We start from the raw sequence: 1,807 nt of genomic DNA, 5'->3' as shown, positions 1-1,807 counted from the left end.
CAACGCCGAAAACTAACTCTCGGAATGGTCCTGGAAACCCAAGCGGATCACCAACGCCGAAAACTAACTCTCGGAATGGTCCTGGAAACCCAAGCGGATCACGTAAACTGGGATATCTGTTGCGCCTTGGTTCTATATTTCAGTGCAAGCAGGTCGAGTGCTACGTTGGAGTCGTCGTCAATAAGGAAGTGTTTTGATTTGAGGTCATTGTAGTAGTCGCTATTTAACAGAACAGATTTCCTAACAAACTGCTCCAACTGAGGCCGCGTGACAACTAGGTGTTCACCTGCCTCATTTGTCATTACATAGCGACTACCATCAAGCCCAACAAAGCGGCAGGGCAGCATCCGATACTGACTAGGCGCTGCTCGATTGAAGGCATCAATCGACCGGAATTTTTTCCCTAGCCCTGCCTCCATCAGGATTCGATAAGCCCAGTGTTCGAGAAAGCGTTCGCCAGAATCAGGGTCCGGATATTAGCCGTCTCTTTGGAAATAGTGTCGCGCAAATCCTGATCGAGCACTTCATTTCGTATCCGATAGCATAAATCATCCATTTTCAGGGGATCGGCTGCTATAGGCACGTACAGTGTTACTCTGATCTGCTTCTCTACCAACTGAATCTCAAACGAACAAAGATCAGCGAATCGGTAAAGTGCCCGTTTGATCGTTTCGAGTGAAAACACATTGCTATCGAAATACAGATCCATCAATCAGTTCTCGTCATTTACATTTTAAAATCGATCAATATCGAGAGGAGTAGTGAGACCTGTGCGATGAGTGGGAGCTATGGGAACTATGGTAGCTGTGTTTTTCGCTGACTGCGTCACTTGAAGCAGATCGCTCTAACACGAACGGGATTTGCGGTGTCGCAGTGTCCGGCGTGGTTACAGCGGAAGGAGTTCTTACGCTTGAGTGCTCAACCAAGGATTTTGGTAATGCGGCACTAACCTCAAAAGCCATAGTTGCTGCCAGTACCGCGACGGAAGTTAAAAAATCTTTTTTCTTCATGTTTATTCCTCTTTTAAAGATTCTCTATCATTCTTTTAACAGTGATTTGGCTCCATACTTTACTTGCTTTGGCGGCTCAAACCTATTGGACTTAGGTACACCTGACGCTGAGTATGGGTATTACGAATTGCTGCTGGAGTACTTGGAAGCTCATTCCAAGTCACGGCTAAAGAAGTTTTCAATAAATTCCTCCTGATTAGCTAGCTCAGGCAAGGCTCGGCCGCGCAGGAAGATTTTGTTTGTGGTGAAATCCGTGAAACCTGTGTGCAATCCCTGTGGGAAACCTTGTGGGCGGTGCTTTATCCGTCCATCAGGTTTTCCAGCAGGGTTGTCCATGGCCTAAGCAAGCGCGCTGGACGCTCAGCGAAGCCGATCTCCACATAACTAGGGCCAGCTCACGAAACGGAAAAAATCGTACGCTAAGCCTCAGTAGCCATTCGTAGCGGTCAGAACTTACACTGTTCAATCTGTTTGTTCTGCCGCCAGACGTAGTCACCAGTCAGGTTAATGTACTCCCAGCCCAGCGGCCTTCAATCAGGAAACTCAATGATCGGCCAAGGCGGACTAACTGCAGCAATGGCTCGGGATAGTCCTTCCCACTCGAACCGTGACCCCGCCAACCTTTAGTGTTACAAAAGGGAAGGCTTATGAAACGGAGCGATTAATGATTGGTTGGGCGATATTCCCCTGAATGAAGGAGGTTAGGTGTTTAGCCCCACAGTGTGATGGTGCGGGTTAATAATAAACCTGTCTGGGTCTTCAGACCATATTTTGCAGACGTACTCAAAGGGTGTGAG

Annotated in this window: 2 protein-coding genes; one reads left to right on the top strand and one right to left on the bottom strand. The window is 47.8% G+C overall.

Going from position 1 to position 1,807, the window contains the following annotated elements:
- Positions 1-418 precede the first annotated feature (418 nt).
- A complete protein-coding gene (gene hxsD, locus C8R21_RS15475) occupies positions 419-709 on the bottom strand; it encodes a His-Xaa-Ser system protein HxsD (RefSeq protein WP_107763487.1) in 291 nt (96 codons plus the stop codon).
- Positions 710-873: 164 nt separating this feature from the next.
- On the opposite strand from hxsD, the gene C8R21_RS15470 reads away from it, so the two are divergent.
- Positions 874-1,206, top strand: coding sequence for a hypothetical protein (locus C8R21_RS15470; RefSeq protein WP_107763486.1), 333 nt, complete (start codon positions 874-876; stop codon positions 1,204-1,206).
- Positions 1,207-1,807: the final 601 nt, after the last annotated feature.

Origin of the sequence: Nitrosospira multiformis (assembly GCF_003050865.1) — a bacterium.
In the GTDB taxonomy this organism is placed as follows: Bacteria; Pseudomonadota; Gammaproteobacteria; order Burkholderiales; family Nitrosomonadaceae; genus Nitrosospira; species Nitrosospira multiformis_E.
Note: the sequence above shows the minus strand (reverse complement) of the source record. Positions and strands in the feature narration are given on the sequence as shown.

What these genes read in the sequence shown, in the direction of transcription:
- hxsD (WP_107763487.1), bottom strand. Translation starts at nt 709, where the DNA reads ATGGATCTGTATTTCGATAGCAATGTGTTTTCACTCGAAACGATCAAA.